This window comes from Deinococcus marmoris DSM 12784, assembly GCF_000701405.1.
In the GTDB taxonomy this organism is placed as follows: domain Bacteria; phylum Deinococcota; class Deinococci; order Deinococcales; family Deinococcaceae; genus Deinococcus; species Deinococcus marmoris.
The window spans coordinates 1-2,103 of sequence record NZ_JNIV01000216.1 but is presented as its reverse complement, the minus strand read 5'-3'; the positions used below and the strand labels follow the sequence as shown (position 1 = coordinate 2,103).

The 2,103-nt window shown below is 59.3% G+C and carries 3 protein-coding genes; all 3 read right to left on the bottom strand.

Features of this window, described 5'->3' with window-relative positions:
- Nucleotides 1-141: 141 nt before the first annotated feature.
- Entirely contained in the window at nt 142-405 is a 264-nt protein-coding gene (locus tag Q319_RS27715) for a hypothetical protein (protein ID WP_156039576.1), read from the bottom strand.
- A gap of 60 nt (nt 406-465) precedes the next feature.
- Nucleotides 466-1,521, bottom strand: coding sequence for a Brp/Blh family beta-carotene 15,15'-dioxygenase (locus Q319_RS0123285; protein ID WP_034416663.1), 1,056 nt, complete (start codon nt 1,519-1,521; stop codon nt 466-468).
- Nucleotides 1,522-1,805: 284 nt separating this feature from the next.
- Nucleotides 1,806-2,103 (bottom strand): hypothetical protein (locus Q319_RS0123280; protein ID WP_211252422.1); only part of this gene is annotated, 298 nt, incomplete at its 5' end.

Genomic DNA, 2,103 nt, shown 5'->3' with positions numbered 1-2,103 from the left:
GCAGCGCCAGAGGCCAGGGGTTAAGCGCGGTTATCGTTGGAGTCTGGCCTGAATTATACCCGGATAAAACCCGCCTATTTTCTCTTATCTAATCCCTGTTAGGGCTGAGAAATTGCTGGATAATCTGCGTTGCCAGGCGACCTACTCTTCTTTAGGAGAAAAATTATCGTGCTTAAGTTGTTCTAAAACTGGGAGCAGATATTTTTCTTGGTACTCATTAAGTCCTGTTCTAGACATCGCTTGCATGCCAATCTCCTCCGCCTCCTTGAATTTAAGAGCAAAAAGAGATCGAATGAGACGAGTCACTTCAACCGGATCCAAATTGCGACTACGGGCTATTTGAGCAACATCTAATGGTGTTGCTCCTATTTCTATAAGGCGTTGATATTGCTGTTTAATATTCATGTTCATTTCACACATATAAAGGATGCCGTTCTATTCATTCTGAGCTTTGGCATTCACTCTCTAAAGAGACCGTTCCAGCACATCGGCGAAGGTGCGGTCCATGACCCCAACGAGCAGTGCATGGGGCAAGGTCAGGGCAGCAATCAAGGCCAGGTAGAGCGCCGTCAGATCTTCGGCGCTGTGCAGGCGCGGCGCGCTCCACAGGAACAGGCCACCGAGCAGCAGCAGCGCAGCCAGAGTAATCGGCGTCAGGTCCAGTGCCAGCCTTCGCAAACCGCGTAGGCTCACAGGCCGTAAATTGAGTGGTCTGGAGTTGATTTCCAGCAGTCGGCCCAGATGCCGCCAGGCGTGCCACAGCGTAAAATACAGGCCAATGGAGAGTTCGGCAGGCACCTGCACGAAGACCAGCATCAGCAGGGCAACTTCGGTCAGCTCGGTTACAGCGGCCCGGCGACTGGCAGCGCAGCGCACGGTGTCCACCACCGACATGAGCAGCACGGCCACGAAGACCACCGCGAGACCCTGAGTGAAACTGGCACTCCACAGCGGCCCGGCTGACAGGGGCGCGTGGAACGCCTGTGCGGCGCTGCGGGCCAGACGTTCGTAGGCGTCGGGAAAGGCCAGAAAGGGCACAACGATGGGCAGACCGCCGCGCAGCAGCAACGTCGTGCCGCTGTGCCAGGCTCGGGCGCGGCCCAGCCGCCGCTCCAGAAAATCCAGATCGCCGTGCCCCCAGTGCAGCGCCGACGTGAGCAGAAAGCCCCAGTAGGCCACCATCGGCCAGAGGGTCCAGACGCCCAGGTACAGCAGCACCACGCCCAGATAGGCGAGCAGGAACATTCCCCAGCCAGTCCACCTCCGCGTCAGCCGCCAGCCCTGTCGCAGCGGCACCAGGTGGTCTAAGGCCCCATGCGGCAGGCCGAACAGCACGGCACTCAGCAGCAGTGGGACGAGGGCGTAGCGCTCCAGCACCGCCGGGAACAGGCTGTACGTCCACAGTAGGCTGAGCATAGCCACCCAGGGCACGGCAAACAGAAGCAAGAAGGCGGGCTGCTGCCGAGCGCTCTGTGGTGAGGCTGTGAACGGAATCAGCTTGGAGTGCTGGACGTGGGTCACGGCGTACCTCCGGTAACAGGTAAAGCGAAGAGGCATGGACGGTGAACGGGAAGCCTTGCGGGTATGGTTTCTGGTAATCAATAAGAGGCTGGAGATTCCCCAGGTGATTGGACGAAGGGCAACACATGGTTCAGGGACTTTCGTAGTTCTCGTCTTTCGCCCAATCCATCAGGACTCGCCAGAAGCCCCCACGGGCTGCGGGGGATAGGCACGGCCCGAACTAACAACGCCGCCTGACGGGTCTTCAGGCGACGTTGTGGATAGCGTGGCGCTGACCAGCGCAGCTAGGTGATGTGCTCGGCGTCCTGGGTACTCACGATCCAGATATAGGTGGTGGTCAGCAGCGTAATACCCGCATAAATCAGGCGCAGGCCGATCAGGTGTGGCCCCAGCAGGTCACTGCGGAAGAAGTCGAGCGCCACCGCTAAGGCAGCAAGCAACATCAGTCCCAGCGCCACAAGACCCTGGTGGCGGCGCACAAGGATAAACAGAGGACGGGCTTCGGGGGGGGTCTCGGTTCTGGTCTCAGTCCTGGTCATGGGGTCTCCAGCGACGGGCAGCGACGGGCAGCGACGGGCAGCG